13 protein-coding genes and 4 pseudogenes are annotated in these 22697 nt (G+C 54.8%); 10 read left to right on the plus strand and 7 right to left on the minus strand.

From position 1 onward, the window contains the following. Nucleotides 1-81: 81 nt before the first annotated feature. Nucleotides 82-342 (minus strand): annotated as a pseudogene (locus U5919_RS05515) (DUF8172 family protein); the annotation flags it as partial. Here U5919_RS05515 and U5919_RS05520 point away from each other — a divergent pair. From U5919_RS05520 to U5919_RS15770, 10 genes and pseudogenes are all read left to right on the plus strand, one after another. After that, nucleotides 313-2792 (plus strand): annotated as a pseudogene (locus U5919_RS05520) (ATP-binding protein); the annotation flags it as partial. The pseudogenes U5919_RS05515 and U5919_RS05520 overlap by 30 nt on opposite strands. Beyond that, nucleotides 2789-3673: a bifunctional DNA primase/polymerase gene (locus U5919_RS05525; RefSeq protein ID WP_336022705.1), complete on the plus strand. Its 885-nt coding sequence runs from the start codon at nucleotides 2789-2791 to the stop codon at nucleotides 3671-3673. The pseudogene U5919_RS05520 and the gene U5919_RS05525, both read left to right, overlap by 4 nt. Then, nucleotides 3670-5193, plus strand: coding sequence for a primase-associated protein (locus tag U5919_RS05530; protein ID WP_336022708.1), 1524 nt, complete (start codon nucleotides 3670-3672; stop codon nucleotides 5191-5193). Before U5919_RS05525 ends, U5919_RS05530 begins: the two co-directional genes overlap by 4 nt. 320 nt (nucleotides 5194-5513) lie before the next feature. After that, nucleotides 5514-5849 (plus strand): DUF7344 domain-containing protein, encoded by a 336-nt coding sequence (locus tag U5919_RS05535; protein ID WP_336022710.1) that lies wholly within the window; start codon nucleotides 5514-5516, stop codon nucleotides 5847-5849. Nucleotides 5850-6522: 673 nt separating this feature from the next. Continuing rightward, nucleotides 6523-6962: pseudogene (locus U5919_RS05540) on the plus strand (DUF8030 family protein). Between the two features lie 276 nt (nucleotides 6963-7238). Then, nucleotides 7239-9398 carry a PAS domain S-box protein gene (locus tag U5919_RS05545; RefSeq protein ID WP_336022711.1) on the plus strand — a complete coding sequence of 720 codons (2160 nt, stop codon included), beginning with the start codon at nucleotides 7239-7241 and terminating at the stop codon, nucleotides 9396-9398. Between the two features lie 104 nt (nucleotides 9399-9502). Next, the gene (locus U5919_RS05550; RefSeq protein WP_336023898.1) at nucleotides 9503-9670 is read left to right on the plus strand and encodes a hypothetical protein; all 168 of its coding nucleotides are present in this window, start codon (nucleotides 9503-9505) and stop codon (nucleotides 9668-9670) included. 224 nt (nucleotides 9671-9894) lie between these two features. Next, nucleotides 9895-10152: a hypothetical protein gene (locus U5919_RS05555; protein ID WP_336022712.1), complete on the plus strand. Its 258-nt coding sequence runs from the start codon at nucleotides 9895-9897 to the stop codon at nucleotides 10150-10152. Nucleotides 10153-11130: 978 nt separating this feature from the next. Further along, complete coding sequence (locus U5919_RS05560; RefSeq protein WP_336022714.1) at nucleotides 11131-11808, plus strand: PAS domain-containing protein; 678 nt, start codon at nucleotides 11131-11133, stop codon at nucleotides 11806-11808. A 976-nt stretch (nucleotides 11809-12784) separates the two neighbouring features. Next, nucleotides 12785-13129, plus strand: a pseudogene (locus U5919_RS15770) (zinc ribbon domain-containing protein); the annotation flags it as partial. 379 nt (nucleotides 13130-13508) lie between these two features. Here U5919_RS15770 and U5919_RS05570 read toward each other — a convergent pair. The 6 genes from U5919_RS05570 to U5919_RS05595 form a co-directional block, all read right to left on the minus strand. Then, on the minus strand, nucleotides 13509-15695 hold the full coding sequence (locus tag U5919_RS05570) for a PAS domain S-box protein (protein WP_336022715.1): 2187 nt from the start codon (nucleotides 15693-15695) through the stop codon (nucleotides 13509-13511). Then, the gene (locus tag U5919_RS05575; protein WP_336022717.1) at nucleotides 15692-17566 is read right to left on the minus strand and encodes a PAS domain-containing protein; all 1875 of its coding nucleotides are present in this window, start codon (nucleotides 17564-17566) and stop codon (nucleotides 15692-15694) included. The genes U5919_RS05570 and U5919_RS05575 overlap by 4 nt, the downstream gene beginning before the upstream one ends. Nucleotides 17567-17569: 3 nt before the next feature. Next, entirely contained in the window at nucleotides 17570-18214 is a 645-nt protein-coding gene (locus tag U5919_RS05580) for a response regulator (RefSeq protein ID WP_336022718.1), read from the minus strand. Then, nucleotides 18204-18818: a HalOD1 output domain-containing protein gene (locus U5919_RS05585; RefSeq protein ID WP_336022719.1), complete on the minus strand. Its 615-nt coding sequence runs from the start codon at nucleotides 18816-18818 to the stop codon at nucleotides 18204-18206. Before U5919_RS05585 ends, U5919_RS05580 begins: the two co-directional genes overlap by 11 nt. Nucleotides 18819-19496: 678 nt before the next feature. Next, nucleotides 19497-21842, minus strand: a complete 2346-nt coding sequence (locus tag U5919_RS05590; RefSeq protein ID WP_336022720.1) for an MEDS domain-containing protein — start codon at nucleotides 21840-21842, stop codon at nucleotides 19497-19499. A gap of 159 nt (nucleotides 21843-22001) precedes the next feature. Continuing rightward, nucleotides 22002-22643 carry a helix-turn-helix domain-containing protein gene (locus U5919_RS05595; RefSeq protein ID WP_336022721.1) on the minus strand — a complete coding sequence of 214 codons (642 nt, stop codon included), beginning with the start codon at nucleotides 22641-22643 and terminating at the stop codon, nucleotides 22002-22004. Between the last annotated feature and the right edge of the window lie 54 nt (nucleotides 22644-22697).

Here is a 22697-nt window from a genome sequence, read left to right on the forward strand (position 1 = left end):
TACTTCGCCGAGGAACTTGACCTCGAGCGAAGTGAACACGTCCGTGAGGTTGGTCAGTCAGTCGCCGAACTCCGCGACTGATCAGAACATTTCTCTGAAGTCCCGTTCGACGAGCCCGTCCTCCAGATACGTGATGAACTCTTGTTTCGTTGGTCCTTGACGGTCGAGTGGATCGTCCCGTCCTACTCGTTCGAGAACTGCCTGCGCGAAGTCCGTACAGTGGGATTCGTGCTGCTCAGCGTACTTCGACAGGGCTTCTCTCCAGTGCATATCCAGCTCGAACTCGGCTAATCGGATTTGGATTCCGTCTTTCCGTTCTACGAGGTCGAGGGACAACGCCTCCGGGACAGCGGCTTCCGTGAGAAAACCAGGGAGAAGAAGGCACGGGCCGCTCTCCAGCGCCTCATCAATCGTGAGTTGACGACGGCCCGGGGGAAGACCCGCCCCGAGCTAGTCCTCTGTGGGACCGAGCTCGCGAACTTCGTCCTCGTTCCCTCCTCCGAACAGTTGACCGTCGAAGGGACGCGAGGAACCAGGGCCGAACAGCAGAGCCGGAACCCGCTCCCGTGGCCGAATCCGGATCTGATTCAGCAGTTCTAGGAGGGAATGGCCATCGGCTACGCGCTCGACGAGAACGGTGAGCCACGGCCGGACCCCATTCGGATTCCGCCGGACCTGTTGCCGACGCATTACGGGCGGTTCGCGTCGACGGGCGGCGGGAAGTCGAAGGCCATCATCAACGACGCGCTCTCGCTTCGCGAGACGACGGGTGGCCCCGTTGTCCTCGTCGACCCGAAGGGTGACGGGATGTGTGAGAACTACCTGCGCTGCCACTACGAGCGGTTCGATGACCTCGACGACGTCTACCACTTCCGCGTCCCGGAGACCATCCCCGCGTTCTCCTTCTTCGACATCCGGCCCGCGCTCGAGGCGGGTCGCAACCGAGAGGACGCGATTCAGGACAAGGCGACCACTTCCACGACATCCTCCGGATGATTATGGGACGCGAGCAGTACGGGCAGGCGTTCGTCGCGAACGAGATCCTCAGCTACCTGATCAAGGCGCTGTTCGACGAGGAGTACGGAAACGACGTGTTCGGGCTGGACGACCTCTTCGCCGCCGCTCTCCGGATGCAGCGCGATCAGACGATTCCTCCGGTCTCTGCGGACAACCAGAACATCGAGGAATCGCTGACGCGCCACTTCGCGAAGGACAACCACCAGTTCCAGGTCTCGATGGACGCCGTGCAGGTACGCCGTCGCGACGGTCAGACCGACTACGAGAAGCTCACGAACCTCATCATCGAGGAGGCGGCGCCGGTCGCGTCGACGAAGCTCGTCTCCGAGCAGCTACTGCCCCAAGGCCGATCGTTCGGTCTGAGTATGGGGCTCGTGATGCAGTTCCCTGAACAGGTGCGGAACCGGAACGAGCGGGCCTACGACGAGGTGCTGAACAACATCAAGACGAAGCTCATCGGCAACATCTCGATCGAGCGCGACCTCGCAGAGTCGCTTGCCCACGAGGACCTCAGCCCGACCGAACTCCGCAACCGAATCAACACGCTCCCAAGTGGCGAGTGGATCGCACAGCTCCCCAGTCCGTCGTTCGGCGAGACTGGTCCGCCGCCGTTTTCGCTGAAGCCGCTCCCGATTGCGGCGGGGCATCCAGAAAGCGACCAGCCGCTCACAGAGCCCCAGGAAGATCATTTCGAGTCCGTGTCCCGGCCACGGATGGTCGAGCGGACACAGACCCAGTACGGGCTGACAGAGCCGACTGAGTCGAGCACTGCTCCGGAAGAGTCTGGTTGGGGGAGTTCGGGAGCCGAGACGACGGGCTCGACTGCCGACGGCGATGCAGCGACCGACCCGACCCAATCCGCGTTCATCAGCGAATCGACGACGGAGGACGCGTCGACGTGGACTACGCAGCCCGAGGCGGACAGCGACCCAGATGGGGATGAGACAGAGATGAGTCCCCTGTTCGGGCAAGCCACCGAGACGGACGAAGAATCAGCAGATGACCAAGCAGCGCAGCCGGAGAACGGGGCAACCCCCGTCCAAGAAAGTAGCGTGCCTGTTCCTGATGACGAACTCCGACAACGCGGGCTCAGCCGTGACGACGTCCGGTTCCTGAATCGGGTCCTCGACGTGATGAACAGGGACGACGACGAGTACACGCTACTGGACAGGATGAGCCAGCTCCGGGACGAATACGACGACCTCCATATAGAGCGGCACACGGAGCAGGACCTCATAGAAGCGGACTCCGCGGCGGGGCGCAAGTACTACACCGTCCTCCCTGACGGTCGAGACCTCCTCGGGAGAGAATTGAAGGCGGGACCAGGAGCGGGCGATCTCGGCGAGAAAACGCCACACAAGGTTGGCGTCCGGCTCCTCGAGCTGTGGCTCCAGCAGCGGGACGATGTCATTCGCGTGGACCCGTACTACGAAACCGACGACGGCACCGTCCTGGACGTGGCCGGCTTCGACGAGGACGGCGATCTCGTCTGGGCCGGCGAAGCAGAGCTCGCGAGTAACAACCGGCACGCCCCGATCGAGGATTACGACAAACTCAGCGCGGTGGACGCCCACGCGATCTGGGCCTTCAACAATCGCGAGACAGCGCTCGACGTCCTGGATAGCCTTGCCGACGCGGACCGAATCGACAAGCGGGTCAGCGGCCGGGCGGCACGGTCGTTCGCGACCATCAGAGACGCCGTCGACGACTTCGACGCTGCGGGCCTGACCACCGTTCGGGGCTTCAAAAATCTCGATCAAGAGCTCAACCAATGACCTGGCGACAGGCGACCCGCGAGGAGATCTACGCCTACTACGCCGAAGAGTTCCCCCGCTATCTGGATTATCTGCCGGAATTCATCACGGCGACCGGCCCGAAACAGTACGCCATCGCCTTCCGAGAGTCCCACCCGGTTCGCAAAGACGAGGTGCCGGACAAGGACTTCATCCGGCGGGATACGTGGCAAACAGATGCGTCGGGGGACCGAACGACGCCCGAGTTCGATGACTTCGAGGATGTCGTTGAGTTCATTCGGCATCCAGCTCGCAACGACCCGCTGGGGCGGAACAAGTTCGCGCTTGCCGATCCGGAGGTGCTGGAGAAACCGGACCCACGGCCCGACGCCGTCTACTACGCGCTGGATCACTGGGAACGGCCGTGGGTCCTCCTCGTCGACATCGACGCCAAAGAGATTGCCCGAGACCGAGCGGACGAGATGGTGTCGGCGAACGGCGACGATCGGGACGACGATGCGCTCCTCGACGCCGCCGGAATCCTTGACGCCGCTCCCGATGGGTATCCGTACGCCTTCGAAGACGTCGACCGCGCCATCGAGTACGGGTTCGAGGTGCGCGATATCTTCGAGGACGATTTCGACGCCGAGGAAACGATGGTCGTCTACAGCGGGCAGGGTGTCCACGTCTACCTGCTGGATACCGATCCGGCGCACCGATACGACGAGCAGAGTCGCGAGGTGTTGAACGACCTTCTCCTCGAGACGTACGACATCCCGATCGACCCCGTCGTGACGGCCGACCGCCGGCGGGTCGCCCGCCTGCCCTATTCACTCCACGCCGACGTCTGTAGCATCGTTCAACCCATCGAGAGCCCGGCGTTCGACGCTCGGTCGGCGACTCCCGAGGTGATCGACGAATGAGCCCGAGTACGCCCACCGACGACGAGGACATAGCGTATCGGGTTGCGGCACTCCCGTTGGAGTACGGTGAGACCCGCATCAACCAGCTGTTTACACGTGGCTACGACCGATACGTCGTCGACGGCGAGGACCAGCCCGACGACCTCGTGAACGACGTCGAGCGGTTCGGGACGGCGGCGTTCAAAGAGCAGGTTCGTGCTGACGTCGCCGAGGAGCCGTTCGTCGACGAGCCAAGAACGCTTGCCGTGCTCGCGACGCTGAGTGCGATCTGTGTGAAAGAGCAACCGAAGTTTGAGCACGCGTCACCACGGAACATCCAGGTGCTCTACGACATCCGTGAGCTGTACGTCAACAATCTCGCCTCCCTCATCCGCGCCCACGCCGATGGGTCACTCCAGCAGGACATCGCCGACGTGCTGTACAGCAAGGAGCCCGGTGAGGATGGCCCGCATCCTGGGCGAGTCTGTACGGGCATCACAGAGATACCGGAGTTCGGGGATGGCCTGTACCTCGAAATCCCGATGGCGGCGGCGTCACGCAAATGTCTCGTTCGAGCGGAGGGCGAGTCATCGACGGGGAGTGACGGCGGGGAGATACTGACGCGAGTGAATGACAACAAGCTGTACGTCCCGGTGGGTGATTTCGACAGCAAGTATCGTGACTACGCTGAGCGGGCGTTCAAGAAGCTCTTGCGCGTACAGGAGGATGGCCTCTCCGACGACCAGCTATCGTGGTTGACCACGAACGAGTCGGCGATCACGGAGCGGATCGACCGCTTCCTCGAGACCGGCCACCACGAGCGAATCTGGCGGAACTGGGACCGTGGGGAGCGGACGATCCGCGTCCTCCGACGGGCCCTGAGTGACGCCCCCGACGACGTGGCACAAAAGGGTGAGTTCCACACGGCGAAAGAGCTCTACCGAGCGGTCGAGGCGTATGAGGCCGAGGACGAGTGGGAATCCTCCGTGACGGACTGGATCTCGAGCCCGAGCAGTCTCGCGAAGACGCTGGCCGACCACGAGTCCCACTCGGCCGTCACGATCGACCGCGACGGGCGCGTCAATACGTACCGAATCGGGCGAGCCGGATCCGGCGCCGAGCAGATCGAGGTCCGGGAGATCGAAGAGATCTTCGAACTCCCCTGTATGGCGAATATGGAGGAGCGGCTACACGAGAAGAAGCCCGTCCGGAAGGACCTCTACAACTTCGCGCGGATGGTGATGTGGCTGCCGCAGTATCAGGACAGCAGCCTCGACGAGATTGTCGCGGATCTCAAGGACGTCTTCGCCCGGTGGCCGTGGTACGACGAGCAGGAGACTGAGTACCAGGTTCGCTACGAGTTCTCGAACACGATTGACGGCGACACGCCGCTGCCGATGAACTGCGATAACGACGATCTGCAGCGCTACTGTATCGGTCAGGACCAGTGTCCCTACTCGATCTGGGGCAGCCTCCCGTTCCCGGATGAGATGTACGAGCAGGTTGAGGAGGAATCAGCTGGGCCCGCTGAGCAATTCTAAATCATAGACTCCCCGAATCTGTGGAACCCTTAGATAGGATTGGTTTGGCGACTCTGCTGAGTAGAGAGAGCGGATCGACCATCGCGTTGAATCGCTAAGTACAGATACTGTACTGCGTACGCCATCCTATGATTCCTCCAAATGGCATCTCCACGAGACCACAATCGCGCAGGTCAAGTTCAACCAGTTTCTTACGTTCTACTTCTTACAAATTTTGGGAAACAAATTCCTTCGACTCTTTTCGCCTAATGAAAACTCCTCTAAATCGATGTAGGGTTTGATAACGTTTTTATTCAATTCGTCCCGTAATAATCAATCGTATGACATTCCAATCCTGCTACCCGGATAAGGCACCACAGATGAGCCAACTACTTGATATACTAAGCCACAGTATTCGCCGCGAAATCATCCACTTCTTCGAAAACCACACTGACTCCCGGACAGCCCCCATCAATGAACTTGTCTCACATATCACAAATCGAGTACCCGCAGCGTGTGAGGAAGAACTCGAAATAGAACTCTTCCATACTCATCTCCCGAAACTAGCTCACGCTGACTGGCTTACCTATGACCCTAGATCCGGAGATATCCGGTACTACGGGCACGACCACGTAGAGGACTGGCTCCGAGATCTTTATGCCATCTTCTACTCGTGAGACTGTTCAATGGATACGCACACCCAATTAAAGGTCAATTCTCCATCAAAGGTGCGAAACAAACATCGGCAGCTTTCTGCATCTATCCCCTATATTTAGCAAGCCGGTTGTGTAAGCTCGATAGGTTTCAACAGATCCACTCCTCTCAGTATATCGAAAATCATATTTCGGACTATAATCAGGTGCTTCCGAACTCCCGTCAAGCAATTTCCAGCGGCTGATACGGCCGGAATGGGGAGAATAGGGAAAATTTCACGATTCGAAGTGCCGAGCCGGAGGACCTCGAGAGACTCAGAACAGGGGGATCAACGATTCCAAGCTATCCAGATACGCCCGAAATCACCTTCGTTACCCCGGCGTCGAACAATTTTTGAAATCACAGCAGTATCCCGGAACTCGTCTAGGTACTTTCTACGCCCTCAAATCGGCCCGACGTGGTTCTTCTGCGATGTAAGGCCGTCACTTTGCCTTGCATATCGCGTTTTTCGTCCAAAGAAAGAGGCGATATGCAGTGTGCGAAGGCCGCCAGCTCTCTCAGGCCGAGGGGCCATCACAGGGGTAGTGGAGTCAAGAAAGTATCAGATTGAGCGCATAGGTTGACCGGGTACGTTTCGGTGGTGTTTGTCGCCCCCGCGAGGGGGTGGCGGGGCGCATCCCGTCCCCCCGATAAACGATGGCTTCGGAACGACGTAGCAAGACACGAGCAGCGCATCACGCAGCAACCACCCCCGGCGGTCAGGCACCGTGGGCGGACCTCAAGATGACGGTTCCGACCGACCGGGATCACGCGTCGGTCGTCGCCCTCGTAGAGTGTGCCCTCGTCGAGCTCACGAACGAGGCCGTGGGCGCCGTCTTCGTTTCCCGGCAGGTCGGGCGGTTGACGCGGACGCAGTACGTCGCCGGCGACGACATCGGCGAGCAGTTCCAGACGCGGCACTTCGACGACCGGCTGGGCTGGCACGAGACCATCATCCCCCGACGGACCGTTTGCGACGAGTTTATCACCCAGCTCACGCGGTCGGCCTCACGTCGACCGAACAGGCAGGTAAAGAAGCAGCCAGCGAGCCAGCTACCTTCGTCGTGAAGCCAGTTCGAGATCTTCGAACAACGTAGCGGCTAGGATTAACCAACATTCCCGGCCGATACCAGCAAGTGTTGGTTAATACTTGGGCTGAATCCACTCCCGCGCCCCCACCCACCGCCCGACTCCTCGAGTGAGTGAATCCTAGCCACCGGTCGGCTCGAACGGCCGTCGTGACGGGTTCTCAATTCTTACTGATTCGATTTTATCACCCAGTATATGACACCACGATATAGCCTGACCGGCGATTGCGTAAACTTACCAAATTAATATTATACGAGAAACACCAACCGTGAGGATACTGGTCCATGATTGACTCTGTTACCCTCCTCTGCGTTGATCAACCCGAATGGACGGAAAAAGTTACACGGCAACTCTCGAACGAAGATGATCGATTTGAGGTGATTTGCGAGCAATTAGCTTCTGAGGCATTAGGTCTGGTTGAGAGAAAAGATATTGATTGCATACTCTCTGCATACGACCTTCCAGAACAGACTGGTCTGGAATTCTTAAGACGTGTTCGTGAAAGGCATCCCGACCTGCCCTTCGTTATCTTTACTACAGAGGGCGCAGAGCAAATCGCTGGTGAAGCTATCTCCGCTGGCGTCTCGGACTATTTCATCAAAGATCAGATTGACTCCCAGTATCTTATTCTCGCGAATCGACTCAAAACCCTGGTCGAAGCACACCGGGCTGAACAAATTGTCGACGCAGCCGAGTCAAATTGGAGGGAAACCACTGAGAGAGTGAACGACATCTACTATATGTTCTCAAGCGATTGGAATAGTCTCCTGTATATCAACTCTGCTTATGAGGAAGTTTGGGGGGGTCCAATCGAAGAGCTTCGAGAAAATCCGCAATCGTTCCTTGACAATATACATCCTAGTGATCGGGAAATCGCCGTTGAGGCGATGCAGAAGTTATCGAAGGGCGAGTCTACGGACATCGAATATCGGGTCCAACCATCGAGTGGAGGAACCCGGTGGGTCCGTGGTGTGAGCGAACCGATCTTCAACACAAATGGAGACGTGATTCGAGTCATGGGTGCAGTGCGAGATATCTCACGATTGAAGGAGCGGGAACGACGGTTTCAGGCCGTATTCGAGGACGCCTTTGATGCGATGGTCATCGCCGATGACGAGGGAACGTATATCGCCGTAAATGACGCTGCCTGCGAATTGTTCGGGCTAGAAGAAGAGGAACTTCTCGGAAGAAATGTCACGGAGTTCGCTACCTCCGAGTATGATGCCGAGAAAGCTTGGGGTGAATTCCAATCAACGGATAACGAGACTGGCTACTTCCCTCTCCAGCGCCCGGATGGGACTGTTCGACTTGTTGAATACGCGGCTACGACAGATATTGTCTCAGGCGAACATCTCTCTATTCTCCGAGATATTACTGAGCGAGAACAGCAACGGCAGAAACTGGCGGAAAGTGAGGCCAGATACGAGACGCTAATCGAGGACGTTCTAGACACGTCTTCTGTAGGGACATTCATTCTCGATGGAGAGTTTGACGTCGTATGGATTAACCGTACCATCGAGGAGTATTTCGGCGTTGAACGCGAGGATGTCCTCGGCCAAGACAAGGCTAAGCTCATCCAAAACCAACTAATGCAGAAATTCGCACAGCCGGAACAGTTCGCTGAGAAAGTGCTCAACACGTATGAAGACAATACATACACAGAACAGTTCGATTGTAAAATCCAGAACGAAACCACCGCGGGATGGCGTTGGCTCAGACATTGGAGTCAACCCATTCGATCAGGTCTATACCAAGGTGGCCGAATAGAGCACTATACCGACATCACAGAGGTAAAGGCCCGAGAGCGCCAGCTACAGGTCCTTGAACGAATCTTCCGACACAACCTGCAAAATAAAATGAATGTCATTCTGGGATTTGCAGAGACGATCGCTTCAAACGCCCCAGAAGAAACAAGCCGGCAGGCAGACCGGATTATCCAAGCCGGACGGGATTTATTAAAGCTATCTGCGAAAGAGAAACGAATCGTGGAGTTAGTTCGGGAGAACTACGAACAACAGCCAATCGAGATAGCAAGCCGGCTTCAGAAAATTGTTGACGAAATTGAGACGAAGTTCCCGGACGCCAAAATAACCATACAGGGTCAGTCTATGGCGCAGGTCTTGGCTGTCTCAGATATTGACCGAGCGATTGTTGAAGTCATCGAGAACGCTGTTATGCACAGTCGTGGGGCACCTCAGGTCGTGGTTTCAATACACTCGACTCCAGCAGAGACTACGATCACCGTCCGTGATGACAATCCGCCTATTCCAGAACTTGAGAAGTCTGTGCTGCGTGGTGATGTCGAGATTGATCAATTCTCGCATAGCCGAGGGCTCGGCCTGTGGTTAGCTTACTGGTTAGTTTCCAAATCCAATGGCACCATCTCCTTCGAAAGTGTGAATCAAGGAAATGAAGTTGGGATAACCCTCCCGAGGCCCGAATGAGAATAAGGAGCTTGTCGCGACGCCGGCGAAGTGACCCCAACAGTCTTTATTGATTCGCTGAAAATTGTAAGTAAGAAAACAACTCGTGATCGGCTGCGCGACCGATGACCGACGAGGACGCGGTTTCCCAGGAAATCGCGGCCGCTTACTACGATGATGAGGTCTCCGTCGAGCAACTCAAAATCCTCGTCGGTGCCGAGGAAGTGGCGAATCTCCGGGTGTTGAAACAGCAGCTGGATGAGAACTTCATCGACGAGGTTGCTGACGCATAGATTCAGACACTCGTCGCAGACGTTTCCTCTCTTTTCAGTCGCCGACATATTACTGACCAAGGTTCTGATGTGCAAGGCAGTGGCAGTCGTCAAAATGATAACGGCGCTGTATCCCTCTCACCTACGCTGTCGGACGCTCCGCTCGCTGCGTTGCGCGTTATGGGCGAGGACTTAACGCCTGAAAAACAGTTAAACAGCGGTCATACGAAATTCAACATACACAGATGCACCCTGCGTCAACAGCAAGTGCAAAGAGATCAGATGACCTCCTCGTTGAGATCATCGAGAGACTGGAGGCATATGGGCTCGAGGAAGAACCCTACTGCCTCAACGACTACGTCGACGTCGACGCCCTCGAGAAGGTGCTTGCTTCGGGTGACGGTGAAATCGCCGTCCAGTTCACCATCGAAGGGGTTCGTCTTGCTGTCTCTCCAGCGGGAGTGGATGCCCGCGTCGACCAAGAGATGAATTCCTCGAGCTAGTAGCGACGTCAGTCGTGGGGCTGCCATTCCACATCCGAAATCAGCCAGACCGAGGCGGGATCCGAAGATCTTCGTCAACTTCGTACAGATAGCCCTTCAGGAGCAACCGCTTAATCCGATCACGAGCATCGGCACGCTCGAGGCCCTGCTCTGCAAGGTAGTTTATCGCTGTTGCACGCGTCACCGACTCAGTATCTGCATTCGAAGCGATGTATGTCTCGAGTTGTTCGAGGGCTTCTCGTTCACCCGGTCGCAGTGGCGTCTCCGAATTCCCCATTATCGGGACCTTTGATCCGCTCTTAGTAGACTGTTGGGGAAGGGTGCTGTCCTTCAGCTACGGAAGGCGGGTGATACGTAAGCCAGTGCTCAACAAGTTCCCTCATTTGTGTTGACTCCACAGCAGCAGCGCGACGCCAGTAATAGAGACTGACATCCCAAGGAGAATCAACCCGAGATAGGCAATGGCTATTGATCCGAGATCTTGGATGGCCGCGTTGTACCTGTTGGTAGTATGCTGGTACAATAATGCGGTGCCTGCGATACTGATGAGAAGTCCGACCGCGTTTGTCCACAGTCCTCCTTTTGGCATACGAGTAGCCTGTGTCGTCAGTCTGAAATAAGAACCGGGGGCTCACGGTGATTTTTCTTTGTCCTCTGCTATGCAGTATCTCCCGCTCTGTTGCAGACCTAGTCAATGGTGAAATTTCCGGCTCTCAATACCAATCGATGGTATTCCAGCACTCGACAACGACGGATACCGCTTCATCGTAAGGGTCCATAGAACGCCTGTCACAGTATTTAATTCACGATTTCACAGCCGAATGATCCGTGAGGACATACGTGCGTATCGGTCGCGAACATCCTACCGCTTTTGACCGAAACAAAACACTCACGACATTCTCCATCCGTCGAAATTTGGTGAGTTAGGAATATCTGAGCAAAAAGCGAACTTAATACTCCCAATAATCGTTCATAGATATGGTCATCTCCTCCGCCGCTACATTATCCCCTGTTGCAGTCCTCGATACGTATGGGGATATAGTGGAGGTGAATCAGGCTTGGAAGGCCTTCGGTGAGCGAAACGGAGTATCCAAGGAGTATACTTCTGTTGGCAAGAACTATGTTGCAATCTCCGAACAGGCAGACGATATATACGGAGAACGGGTCGCAACCCAGCTTCGCCGTTTACTAAGCGATGAGCAGACCGGATTCACGGTCGTATACCCTTGTCACTCACCAAATCAGAAACGTTGGTTCCGACTCTACGCGACGGCTGTTTCGTTCGGTGGCGGTCAGTACTACCTTCTCGTTCATCAACAACTCGACCGAGATTCACCCTCCAGAGGCAACACTCCGTCAGACGGCGTAGATGCCCCGACGAGAAACGCCGACCATCGAGATCGTAATCGATTAGTAACTTACAACCTCTCCCCGGATGAGTCCGCTAACGACGGTCTCCTTATGGCGTTCGATGCGATTGGCGTTGACGTACAACGTCAGGACACGACTCTGGTAGATTGGATCGATCCGGATGTGATCAACGGACTCCAAACCATCACATCCGAGTTCTATATCACGTTTGACGTATGGAACTATCCAGTCGCCCTTACTTCAGACAAAGTGATCATATACACGCCTGAAGGCAGTTCTACATAGCAGACTGGAACCGAGTCTGCGCAAGTGGCACGGTGTATTGATCGATAGGTGAGTTCCCTATACAGACCGATTGAAGAAAGAACCACATAGCCTCGATACGGGATGCAAAAGAGTCAAAAATTCTAAAGGATGGGGAAGTGAAATACCTCAAACCTATCCCTGCAAAAGGTTCCCACACGTTCGAGGGGACTACAGTAATCGAGAGGTCACACAATACGCTTCGCCCGCATCTGGAGTCCACACGACTTACCCTCGTTGAGAACGAAGCCGGATGTAGAACATCAGGATGGATTCTCGAGATCCGTTCCCTCCGCAAAGTGAGGAGCCTGTGGACACCCCGCCAGTCTCTTGTGCCGCCTGTACGGCTGCACTGCAATCCCCTGAACACCAACATCTCTCGTTTTTACTGCTGGATCAATTCACAATCCCTGTTGTCGGCTGTACGGAGCATCTCGCACAGTTCACCTCCATTTGTGGGTATACGACAGATGCCACTGCTGAGCTCGTTGGGCATCGCCCTGCCGGCGGTATCAGCTGCCCGAGTTGCCAGCTGGCCCCCTATAATCAACGGCACCCCGTCATTCCGGTCGGCACCGGAGCAGTGAGCATTCTCGCCTGTCCGGAACACCAATCCGAGATTGTCAATCGCTTCCATACCGGATTCCAAACGCAACAGCAACTCACGGCATCCTTGGATACTTGACGTAACTCTTCCATTTACCTGAATTGAGGCGCTAAGGCCCCTTCCTCAACGAGCGAGCGGAGCGAGCGAGTAGGGGGGGATACAGCGTTCACGAGAGCGAAGCTCTCGTGCGCGAACGAGACGCCGGATTCCCCGCCGACGTTCGGCCTCGACAACGGGGAAACTGCTGGCATCGCGGGGCTGACACTCAATGGCGGATACGGGCACTTTACACGCGAGTACGGTCTCGCCTGCGACGCGCTGACTGAAGTCGACGTCGGGCCGCATCTAAGCCGGTGGCTCCACGCGTGGGCGTTCGACCGGCTACAGACGCGGCTCGCGGACAAGGCCGCCGCCGACATCCCGGTCCGCTAGGTCGACCCGGCGTACACATCCCAAATCTGCCACGCCTGTGGCCACATCGGCACCCAACCGGAACAGGCGGAGTTCCGCTGCACGAACGATGACTGCTTGGTGTCGGTCTATCAGGCCGATATCAACGCGGCGGCCAACATCGCTGGCCGCCTCGATACGTGGGGTGAGAGCTGTCCTTGGAAACCGGCCAACGATGACACGCCACGGAGCAGGCGCACCCGTGACAGTGCCTCGGGACCTCGTGAGCAGAGCCCATCACAATGACGGCGCTCACGAGTTCAGTCCTGAAACCTCAGTAACGCCTCCTGTGTGAGGCACCGGTGCGGTGAAGATGTCACTCCGGGTGGTCTGCCTGGTCGCCAAGCAGGCTCTTTTTTGCTGTATGCCGGACCGGCCCAGACCTCGCCGCCCCACCCTCCGCTCCGTGCTCGCTCCCCTGCGGTCGCTGCGCGCCCAGCCACGACCTCACTCACCGGTCCAACATTTATCCGGAAAACCGAGGGAAGGTGTGTGTCGAGCACCACCATCTCTGGGAGCGAGCGTCCCCGCTTCGACTCGATACGCGGTGAGCTATTGGGCAGTCCCAATTGATCCGAGTTGAGGCGGTAGGAGGCTAGTGGTCTATCGCCGGACCTCCCAATAGTCAGCGCTGAATATCCGCATCAGAGATTTCGAACCGGGCGCCACCGGCAGTACTCTCGGATATCGTGATATCCCAACCATGTCCGTCAACGATTTCGCGGACAATATAGAGTCCAAACCCGGTTCCATCATCTTGTGAGGTAAACCCACGTTCAAATACTCGGTCACGATCAGACTTGGATATTCCAGGGCCATTATCGGCGATCGCAAATCCGTCCTCGATAGCTTCGACCCAGATTCGGACATCGGATCCCCCGTGTTCAATTGCATTCCGGAAAATGTTTTCAAAGAGTTGGCTAAGACGATCATCGTCAGCCGATATTTCGCCTAAATCGTTATGAAGTACGAGCTCTCCAGCAGAATTAGTATCGAGAACAGTCTCCCATGCCGAGCTAGCTATATACTGTAGGTCGACAGATTCCAGTTCGCCGATTTGTTGATTCTCGCGTGCTAGATAGAGCAAGTCATCGATGATTCGCTCCATCCGATCAAGGGCCACCTCGATTCGATCGAATTGTTCGGGGTCACCATCTTCACGGGCGAGTTCGAGGAATCCAGTAGCAACCGAGAGCGGATTCTGAAGATCATGACTTACTACGGAGGCGAATTCTTCGAGGCGATCGTTTTTGCGTTGGAGCTCTTCCTCGCGCCGCTGTCGTTCCGTTACGTCTCGAGCGGTCAAAACGACCGCTCTCTTGCCGTCGATCCGGGTTTGTAAGGGCGCTATCCGTGCCTCAAACCATCGATCACCAGCCGGCACGTTGAGTTCGTATTCGAGTGTTTGTACGTCACCTGTTTCCAGTGTCTTCTTGATTGTTGAAAAAATCTGCCTGCCAAGGTCTTCTGGAAGCAACTCCTGCATCTGCTGATCGCGAAGCGTCTCAGCGGGAAGATAGAGATGCTCCTCGTGGTCAGGACCAACGAAGCACTCCTTCGTGTAGCCTTCTTCGTCAACGATGAACGTGATATCCGGTGTAGTCTTTGTGAAGGCTTTCAACTGGCGTTCACGTCGTTTCTGCTCGGTGAGATCGATATAGATGGCGAAGCCTCCCCGTTGATCGGCCCCTGAGGGATCACCAAATGGAACGACAGTGAGCAAAAAGTCACGCGTCCCGTCCACTGCATCGCGTTGGACCTCGGTTTCGAACTGCTCTCCCTCCCGAACGCATTCGTTGAACTCATCGGCATCTGATTCGCATTCTGCTGGTACGATGAGATCGTCGAGCGATTCTCCAATAACGGCATCCCCATCGACACCGAACGTCCGCTCGAATGCAGGGTTCACTCCCTGAATCAAAGGATAGTCCTCCTCAAAAACCGTCTCTGCGAGAGGAACATCGATATGTTGCCACAGGATGGCAAATCGGTCACGTTCGGTTTGGAGCGCCGACTCACGCGCTTTGAGTTCAGAGATGTCATGTGCAACGAGCAGGAGCCGATGTTGCCCGCCCAATGTAACCGGCTTCATTGTCAATTCCGCCCAGAACGAATTACCATCAGCCCCCTCACACTTCCAGTTGACCGATCGTTCTCCCTCCTCAAGTGTTCGTTCGAACAGTTCGTGGGCTCGTTCTTTGGTGAAGTTTGAGTCGTCAGAACTCAAATCATCGATCGACTGAGTTTTCAATTCCTCCTGTGAGTAGCCCCAGAGGTTGGAAGCTGAGGAGTTGACACCAACAACGTCGAAACTGGTCGCATCATAAACCAAGACAGCCGCATTGACGGCGTTGAATAGCTCTCGGTATTCGAGGCTTTTGCGATAGTCTTCGACAAGGTCTGCAACGATAGCCGCCAATTTCTCCCATTGCCTCGATTCTGAATGCTCTAGATACTCGGATACGTCAGCCGAGATAGCTTCGGAAACGACCCCCTCGTCTCCACTATCGGTCGAAAGAATGAATGGCAATTCGGGATACTCCTCCCGGACTGTTTTGAGCACCTCGAGTCCATTCGAGTTCGGCAAGTGGTGTCTACTAACAATACAGTCGATCTGTTCTTCATCAATCAGCGTGAGAATGTTCTCAGTACCGCTTTTCGTGACTATCTGGAACGGTTGTTGATGTTCCAGACGCGTCGCTGAGGGCTCTCCGTCACCGTCCCCGTCAATATAAAGGATCCGAACAGGCGACGTGAAATTCGATTGCCGTATCCAGCCCTCTCCGTGGTCCGTACTGCTAGCGTTTTTCATTCGTCGTTGCTCAAGCCTTCGATGTTGTATAGTTCGAAACGAGTGCCGTCGTCTTCGCTCTCAGTGATTCGAATCTCCCAGTCGTGTGCGTCGACAATTTGTGCGATCGTCGCCAATCCGAAGCCCGTTCCATCGTGTTTTGTCGAATATTCAGCTTCGAATACCTTATCACGCTGTTCTGGAGGGATGCCAGGACCATCGTCCGCGACATAGAACCCCTGTACATCGGGCAGGAGTCCAACGCGTACGGTGACATCATCAGGACCGTGTTCGTTCGCATTCCGGAACAGGTTCTCGAAAATTTGTTGAAGACGACTGGCGTCTGCATCGATCGTCGTCGTTTCCTCTATCGAGAGTGTGGCACTACCAGTCTGGAGTAACGCCCACGATTTATCCGCGACAGTTGCCAGCTCGACAGAATCGTATTCGCTCAGACTGATCTGTTCACCGGTTTGCGCGAGAGTGAGGATGTCAGAGATCAGGTTTTCCATTCGAGCGAGTGCTCGGTTGGCTGTCTCGTAGTATTTTGCCTCACCGGTTTCATTGAGTAATTCGAGATTCCCCTGTGCGACGCTCAAGGGATTACGAAGGTCGTGTGAAAGTCGCTCAGCGAAGTGTTCGAGTCGCTGGATCTGTTGTTTGTCCTGTTTTTGTTCCGTAATATCGGTGAAGATTGCGTATGTTTCGGTGACACCGCCATCAGAACGTATCGGCACTGCTCGATGGCTGAACGTGCGAATACCGTTCGCTGTTTGGCACTGGAGTTCCGTTTCCACTCGTTCTCCTTCCTTCACTCGTTGGGCAATGCGCCGACCCTTTTTACGACTCTCTGAGGGGAGGATGGTCTCCTCAAATGGTTCACCGATCACATCGCCTGCTTCGAATCCGAATGTCGTCTCGAATGCTGAGTTCACATCGACGATAACAGGGCTATCGCACTCGAACTCGCAGTAGGCAACGCAATCAGTCGTATTGTCGAAGAGTGTCTGAAGGTGATCGGGATCGCGCTCCAATTCACTCTCCGTACCCTCCTTGCGTTCGGAGATGTCAGTGATAAACCCCTCAAGTGCTTGGGGCTCTCCGTTGACCGGGTTCAGGCCCCGACCACGTTCCCAGACCCACTTCTCGGTATCATCCTTGGTGACGATGCGATACGTAAGTTCGAACGGGTCAGACTCACCGAGCGCGTCTTGAACAGTTTGCCAGACCAAGTCACGATCCGCTGGATGAATAATATCAGCTCCAAACGAAACTTCACCACATTCGATTTCTGCAGATGTATATCCGGTGAGAGACTCACACTCTCCCTCGACGCTTTTCATCGGCCATCCTCTCTCCGTTCGACAGCGATAGACGACGCCCGGAAGGTTGTTGATCAATGTGTCGAGACGGCGTCCACGTTCAGCGGAAGCTATCTGGAACCGATATCCTTCGACAACGTTTGCGATCCGGTTGGCTAGTATTTCATACTGATCTGTTCCACTCACTTTTTGCATATAATCGGTCACACCGGCCGACACGGCATCGCTAGCGACCTCTTCGCTACCCTTGCCAGTAAAGAGAATGAACGGCAGATGCGGGTAATCCGCGCGCACCTCCCGAAGGAACTCAATTCCATTCTTATTGGGCATCTCGTAGTCACTCACAACGCAGTCGACAGCATCTCCATCACGCAAACGGGCCAGTGCATCGTCAGCACTCGTTTCGACGATCGTCTCGATTTTGTCGCTCGTGCGCTCGAGGAACGTTGTAGCCATCTCCGCGAAGTCTGGTTCGTCGTCGACGTGAAGGACGGTGATCGTGTCGGCGTCGACGTGCGCCTCTACGTCGATTGCAGATGCTAGCGTTTCTAATTGTGGTGTGTCAGACATAAATTATCCCGTAGGTGAATTCCAATCCGATCCGCCTGGTTGCCCGTTCTCGTCTGGCGCGTGTGCATCGATATTATGTGCTGAGAGATCGAGATCGCGGAACAATACTCGATAGTCCGCGGCATCGAGTTGTGCGAGCAGCCGCTCTGACTGGTTCCGGCAGTCCTCAAACTCAGTCGTTAGCGTCGCATACTCGCGACTCGACTCAAGCTCACACTTCGATTTTGCTGCCTCCAAGACAGCTAGCTTCGATGCCAACGAGAAATATGTCCGTAAGCTCGCGTCAACGGAGCCGATGGTAAGCAGTCGCTCGACTGTTGCTCGTAATTCTTCTTCGGAACTGGGTTTCATAAGATACGCATCAAAGCCCATCTGGATGATATCGAACTCCGGCTCAAGACCGGTAACCATCGCAACGCGACAGTCAAGCCCTTCTGACCGTATTTCATCTAGGACATCATCGCCCGATAGATCAGGCATCTGCCGGTCAAGTAAAACCACAGCTACGTCTTCAGTTAGTATCTCGAGCGCTTCCGCCCCATCATAGGCCGTTTGCACATCGTAGGTGTCCTGTAACCAAGCCGTATGGAGGTCACCGACGTCTTCCTGGTCATCCACGACGACAACTTGTGGCGCTTCACCAGCCATTATTTCCTCTCTCTGATGAGGGACGAGAAGCGTGATCGAACTTGATTTGACCCGAAGCCTCGACAGTAATCCTGAATCCATCCACTGAAAACGATAACCACCCAGCATCCCGCCGGGATTGCTCATCAATAGGCGCAAATAGCCGATCGAGCGAATCGAGATCGATTATCTTGGTGAGGGGCACCGGATACGTCAAATCACGTTGTTGAGAGAATTCCTTAAGCGCTTGCAGTAACGTGATGCTGAACGAGGAGACCGCCGTCCACTCGTGTTTCGCTTGATACACCTCACGTTGTGAGGGAGCCGGAGAGACATTCAGCTCTTCCTGAGGAACGACAGTTATCCCGTCATCCAGCCATACGGCAATCCAACAATCCTCGAATGGGAAAGTTATCTGTGCCTCACCGCTTCGGTTGCTTCTCGGCTCGTCAGCAAATAATTGATTCAAGGCATCGGGATCAAGAACCTCGTACAGGGGAGGCAGCTCTAATGCGTCGGTGTCGGTCACTTCTGCAACTGCCAAGCCCACGGCCGTACTTGGTTCCTCCTCCGCTACACACCGGTTCTGGGTGATATTGGGAGGGGAATTATCCAACAAGTGCATTATCAAACCCAGCGTTTTCGACCGGAAGTCGATTGCCGCTACGTATGATGAGGGGGAGGCGGTTCTATATTCTACATTTGTAGAAAGACAGTGGTGAACGCCTAGTCGAATCAAGGACTAAGTTGGATTCTCAATTGCCAGTACGCCGCTGTCGTTCTTTTTTGAGCCGCTGACAGCCAGTCACTAACGTCTCAGGGATTTCCGCTGATATGGAATGTAATGCCCCGAAAACAACTGCAACCTCCTCGAACCGTGGTCCACGAGTGGCGCTTAATGGATCAGCCTTCCACTCGGTATATCCAAGATCCGCTAACAGCGGGGGATGACAGTGGTATAGTTCGACTCTCAGGGATTCTGAATTAGTAGGTACGTTTGGATTCATTGCGCTCTCTGGCAAGAAAACTGGAGTATCTGCTGTACTGTCTATTAACGAGACGATCAGTTGTCGGCGTGGCTCAGCAGAAACGGCTTTGAAAGCGTTATTCCACCGTTCGACTACTCTTGCCCCTCAGTAAATCGGGTGGTTACCATACTTGAGCGAACTACGGTTAGAAATTTAACTATTAGTTGCGCAGGGGCGATGTGAGTTCCTATTCCGATACTTCGTTAGCTACTCAGAATCGAGGGATCTGCGAGTAGGCGAAGATACGTACAACAGGGAACGGGCTCACCGCGTACTCACTTATCCCCGAAGATCTCGGTCAATACGCGCCGATGAGCTTCGCGCAGGTGCCGACTGATAGTCGGATGGGTTACTCCAAGCATCTCTGCAAGCTCTTCGGTCGATGTATCTCGGGGCCACTCGAAATAGCCGCCGAAATACGCCGTTTTGAGTGTCTCCAGTTGTCGCTGTGTCAGAGACTGTTGGATATCCGCTCGAAATCCGGCAGGAGTCCGAACTGTTCTCTCTCGTTGGTTTTTCGAAACGAGTTCGACTTCCGGATATCTACGTCTGAAAGCATGCATAAATTCGCTCACGCTTTTTTCACCGGGCAGATCAAGAACGGTGTGTGCGGATTCGTTATTTGCCACTAAGGTCTTAGGGACGACGTTATGCTCTAAGAGGAACTCGAGAAAGCAATCGCCGGTGACCGCACACTCATACAAGTAGTCGCTTTCGCGTTCTGTCACGACCGTCGCCGTTTCTACGACAGGTGCCGTCTCAACAAAGTCGAGGAGTTGTTCGGGCGGTGTATCAATTCCCGCGAAGACATGAAACGACTCATCATCTGCGGGGACGACGCCCTCCAACACAAACTGACAGTCCAGCTCTGATACAAGCTGAATCGCCGCGTGCTCATCACTATGGAGGCGAAGCTTGACTTCAGTCACTCGGTCTCCCACGAGTGCCCGTTTCCGCTCAATTCCGTTGATTGTCCGAGCGACTAATCCAGATAGGCGTTCAAAGACGCCTCGTACCTCTTCATCCAAGACACGAGCGTCTCGTAAGTAGACAGTGAGAACTCCATGCAATTCCTCATCGTATAGAAGTGGGAGACTGATGACTGAACGGACACCTCGTTGTAGCGCTTCTTTCCTCCAATCCTGCATCGGAGTGGGTGACCGCACGTTCTGGACTGACTGGGAGTCGCGAGTCATCGCAGCCGCCCACGACGGCTCAGTCTCGGTCGCCTCCCACTCGGAAGCGATTGCGTCGAAATATCCGTCCGGGTCTCCAGCGATATGGATATTCTCTAGCTGTTCAGTCGCTGTGTCGAAACCACCGACCCATGCAAATGCTACGTCCTCAATCGTTGTGAGATCGTCGCAAGCAGCGGTCAGTATCTCGCGTCTCGTCGAAGCGCTAATGAGAACATCGCTCAATCGCTGGAAGACTTCGTTGATCCGTTCTACCCGACGGAGACGTTCGTTCTGACGCTCCAACTCGGAATTTTTTCGCTCGATCGCGGACTCGTACTCCTGTCGGTCAAGGGTAGCCTCAGCGATCCCGGCTACAGTTTCTAGAAGATGCCAGTCCGGTTCTGAAAGGTTCCATTCCTCGTTGTTGGCAACGAGGAAGACACCGTGATTTCCCAGTGGGAGAAGAGCCCCGTTCAATCGGTTCGTGTCGCTCTCAGTAGATTCAGCTATCGTCTCGTCGAACGTCTGCTTACTCCGGTCTGTGAAGGCACCCCAGATCTGATCGTGAAGAACTGGCTCTATTTCCTCAATGTCGACTGTCTGGTCGAACTGCTTCTTTTCTACAAGTTCGAGACTCCCCGTTTCTTCGTCATAGACCCAAATCGAAGCGATGGAAGCGTCCAGCGAATTCCTGATCGTATCGAATGGAAGTTTGAGGGGTTCGTCTTTCCCGGGGTGATTGGCTTGTTGAATCGTTCGGTTGAGCGATTCGAGATACTGTTCCCGTTCGGAAAGTGATCGCTGGGTCTCTTGATGCTGCGAGAGCGCCCACAGTTTCTGATCGAGGTCGTCCGCGCTGGCCGCTACTGCCGAAAGTTCTGGAGGAGATCGATAGTAGATGTTCTCAATGGCGTCTGATCCCTCCGCGACTTTCGGATGGGAGCAGAGCGTATCAGAAAGCAGATCCGCCGAAAATCGGGATCGGTTATAGAGACAGAGGCCCATCGCAGGACGTTCTCGAAAGACCCTATTCATTCGTCGCTCGTACTCCCGCCACTCGTCAAGGTCGACATCAGAGTCAGTAATCCAGCTGGTTTCACCAGCGATACAGACGCCGTTATACCCCTCCGAGAGAGCAGTATCAATCAGCTCCTCGAGTAAATCGACCGTTCTTACCGAGTCGAACTCGCTATTTTCGAGATAGATGTGATCGGGTAAACGGAACAACAAATCGCCGGAACCAATACGGGTGATGACGTCGATACCGCCCTCAACCAGACCTTCAGTTATCGATTGGTGCCTCTCTTCACCACCGACATAGATACATTGTTTGTCCGACTCAAGGCCCTCTCGGAAGAAGGAGATAACGCCGTCTACGACTTCGGCTTCGGCCTCGTGAATGAGGACAGAATGTTCGTGAGAGGGAGGATGGTGCGTAGACATCTTTGCGATCAGTAGCCTATTGAGGACGGGTGGGAGGGTGGGGGACCGTTGAGCTAACGTTCTAACTACTTACTGCAGTATCAGAAACGTGCGGGTGAAAAATTTTACCTTTTATATATCCACCTCCGTTTGACCCATCCAATCAATTGATTTGGTTATTCACTCATCGGAGATCAGTGTCCGTTGGACCAAGTTCGAGATTCCCCTTCTAAGGCGGCCACTGACCGCCGCAGCCGAGAGATCCAACTTGGTCGCTAATTCCTCCATAGTTAGATCGCGTGGTTCGTCAAAATAGCCCCCTCGATCTGCTGCAACGAGCGTCTCTCGCTGGGCAGGAGTCAATCCATACGCTTCGTCCATTGGCTCAGTCAAGGAGTGTACGTATTCGAGGTCAACATCAAATCCAATCTCCGAACAGTAGTCCCCAAACGCTGAGAGATCATCGTGCTCCTCAAACACGATCTCAAACTCCCATCGGTCTTCACCGACTGCCGATTTGAGAATGCCATTATTTGTTCGAACAGCGTCCAGAAGGCCTTGGACAGTCGTTTTCCACTCAGTTCGGTAGAGCCGGCTGCCTTCGAGTGAGTCTATCTTTTCGATCGTATCAATCGATGGTTCTGTCCGGACGGCTTTTTCGAATCCGTCAAATGATGAGCCCCATACCCAAAAGTACGGCATTACACCGATCCGTGTCGGAATATTGCAGGCAAATTCGATACTCTCGATTTCGTCGGTTTCTAATGGGTCCCCAAGAACGAACGACTCTGAAGGGAGTGCGAACGCTGCCACTAAACTCATAATATGAATCCGCAACAAGGCGGCCTATAGCTTTCGGGCACTCAAAAAGTCACA

The sequence above is a fragment of the Halobellus sp. LT62 genome (genome assembly GCF_037031285.1).
Lineage (GTDB): Archaea > Halobacteriota > Halobacteria > Halobacteriales > Haloferacaceae > Haloquadratum > Haloquadratum salinisoli.

Excerpts from the sequence above, each read along its gene's own strand:
- U5919_RS05590 (WP_336022720.1), bottom strand. The coding sequence starts at position 21,842 with ATGTCTACGCACCATCCTCCCTCTCACGAACATTCTGTCCTCATTCAC.
- U5919_RS05555 (WP_336022712.1), top strand. The coding sequence starts at position 9,895 with ATGCACCCTGCGTCAACAGCAAGTGCAAAGAGATCAGATGACCTCCTC.
- U5919_RS05550 (WP_336023898.1), top strand. The coding sequence starts at position 9,503 with ATGACCGACGAGGACGCGGTTTCCCAGGAAATCGCGGCCGCTTACTAC.
- U5919_RS05570 (WP_336022715.1), bottom strand. The coding sequence starts at position 15,695 with ATGAAAAACGCTAGCAGTACGGACCACGGAGAGGGCTGGATACGGCAA.
- U5919_RS05560 (WP_336022714.1), top strand. The coding sequence starts at position 11,131 with ATGGTCATCTCCTCCGCCGCTACATTATCCCCTGTTGCAGTCCTCGAT.
- U5919_RS05595 (WP_336022721.1), bottom strand. The coding sequence starts at position 22,643 with ATGAGTTTAGTGGCAGCGTTCGCACTCCCTTCAGAGTCGTTCGTTCTT.
- U5919_RS05545 (WP_336022711.1), top strand. The coding sequence starts at position 7,239 with ATGATTGACTCTGTTACCCTCCTCTGCGTTGATCAACCCGAATGGACG.
- U5919_RS05525 (WP_336022705.1), top strand. The coding sequence starts at position 2,789 with ATGACCTGGCGACAGGCGACCCGCGAGGAGATCTACGCCTACTACGCC.
- U5919_RS05530 (WP_336022708.1), top strand. The coding sequence starts at position 3,670 with ATGAGCCCGAGTACGCCCACCGACGACGAGGACATAGCGTATCGGGTT.
- U5919_RS05585 (WP_336022719.1), bottom strand. The coding sequence starts at position 18,818 with ATGCACTTGTTGGATAATTCCCCTCCCAATATCACCCAGAACCGGTGT.
- U5919_RS05580 (WP_336022718.1), bottom strand. The coding sequence starts at position 18,214 with ATGGCTGGTGAAGCGCCACAAGTTGTCGTCGTGGATGACCAGGAAGAC.
- U5919_RS05535 (WP_336022710.1), top strand. The coding sequence starts at position 5,514 with ATGACATTCCAATCCTGCTACCCGGATAAGGCACCACAGATGAGCCAA.
- U5919_RS05575 (WP_336022717.1), bottom strand. The coding sequence starts at position 17,566 with ATGTCTGACACACCACAATTAGAAACGCTAGCATCTGCAATCGACGTA.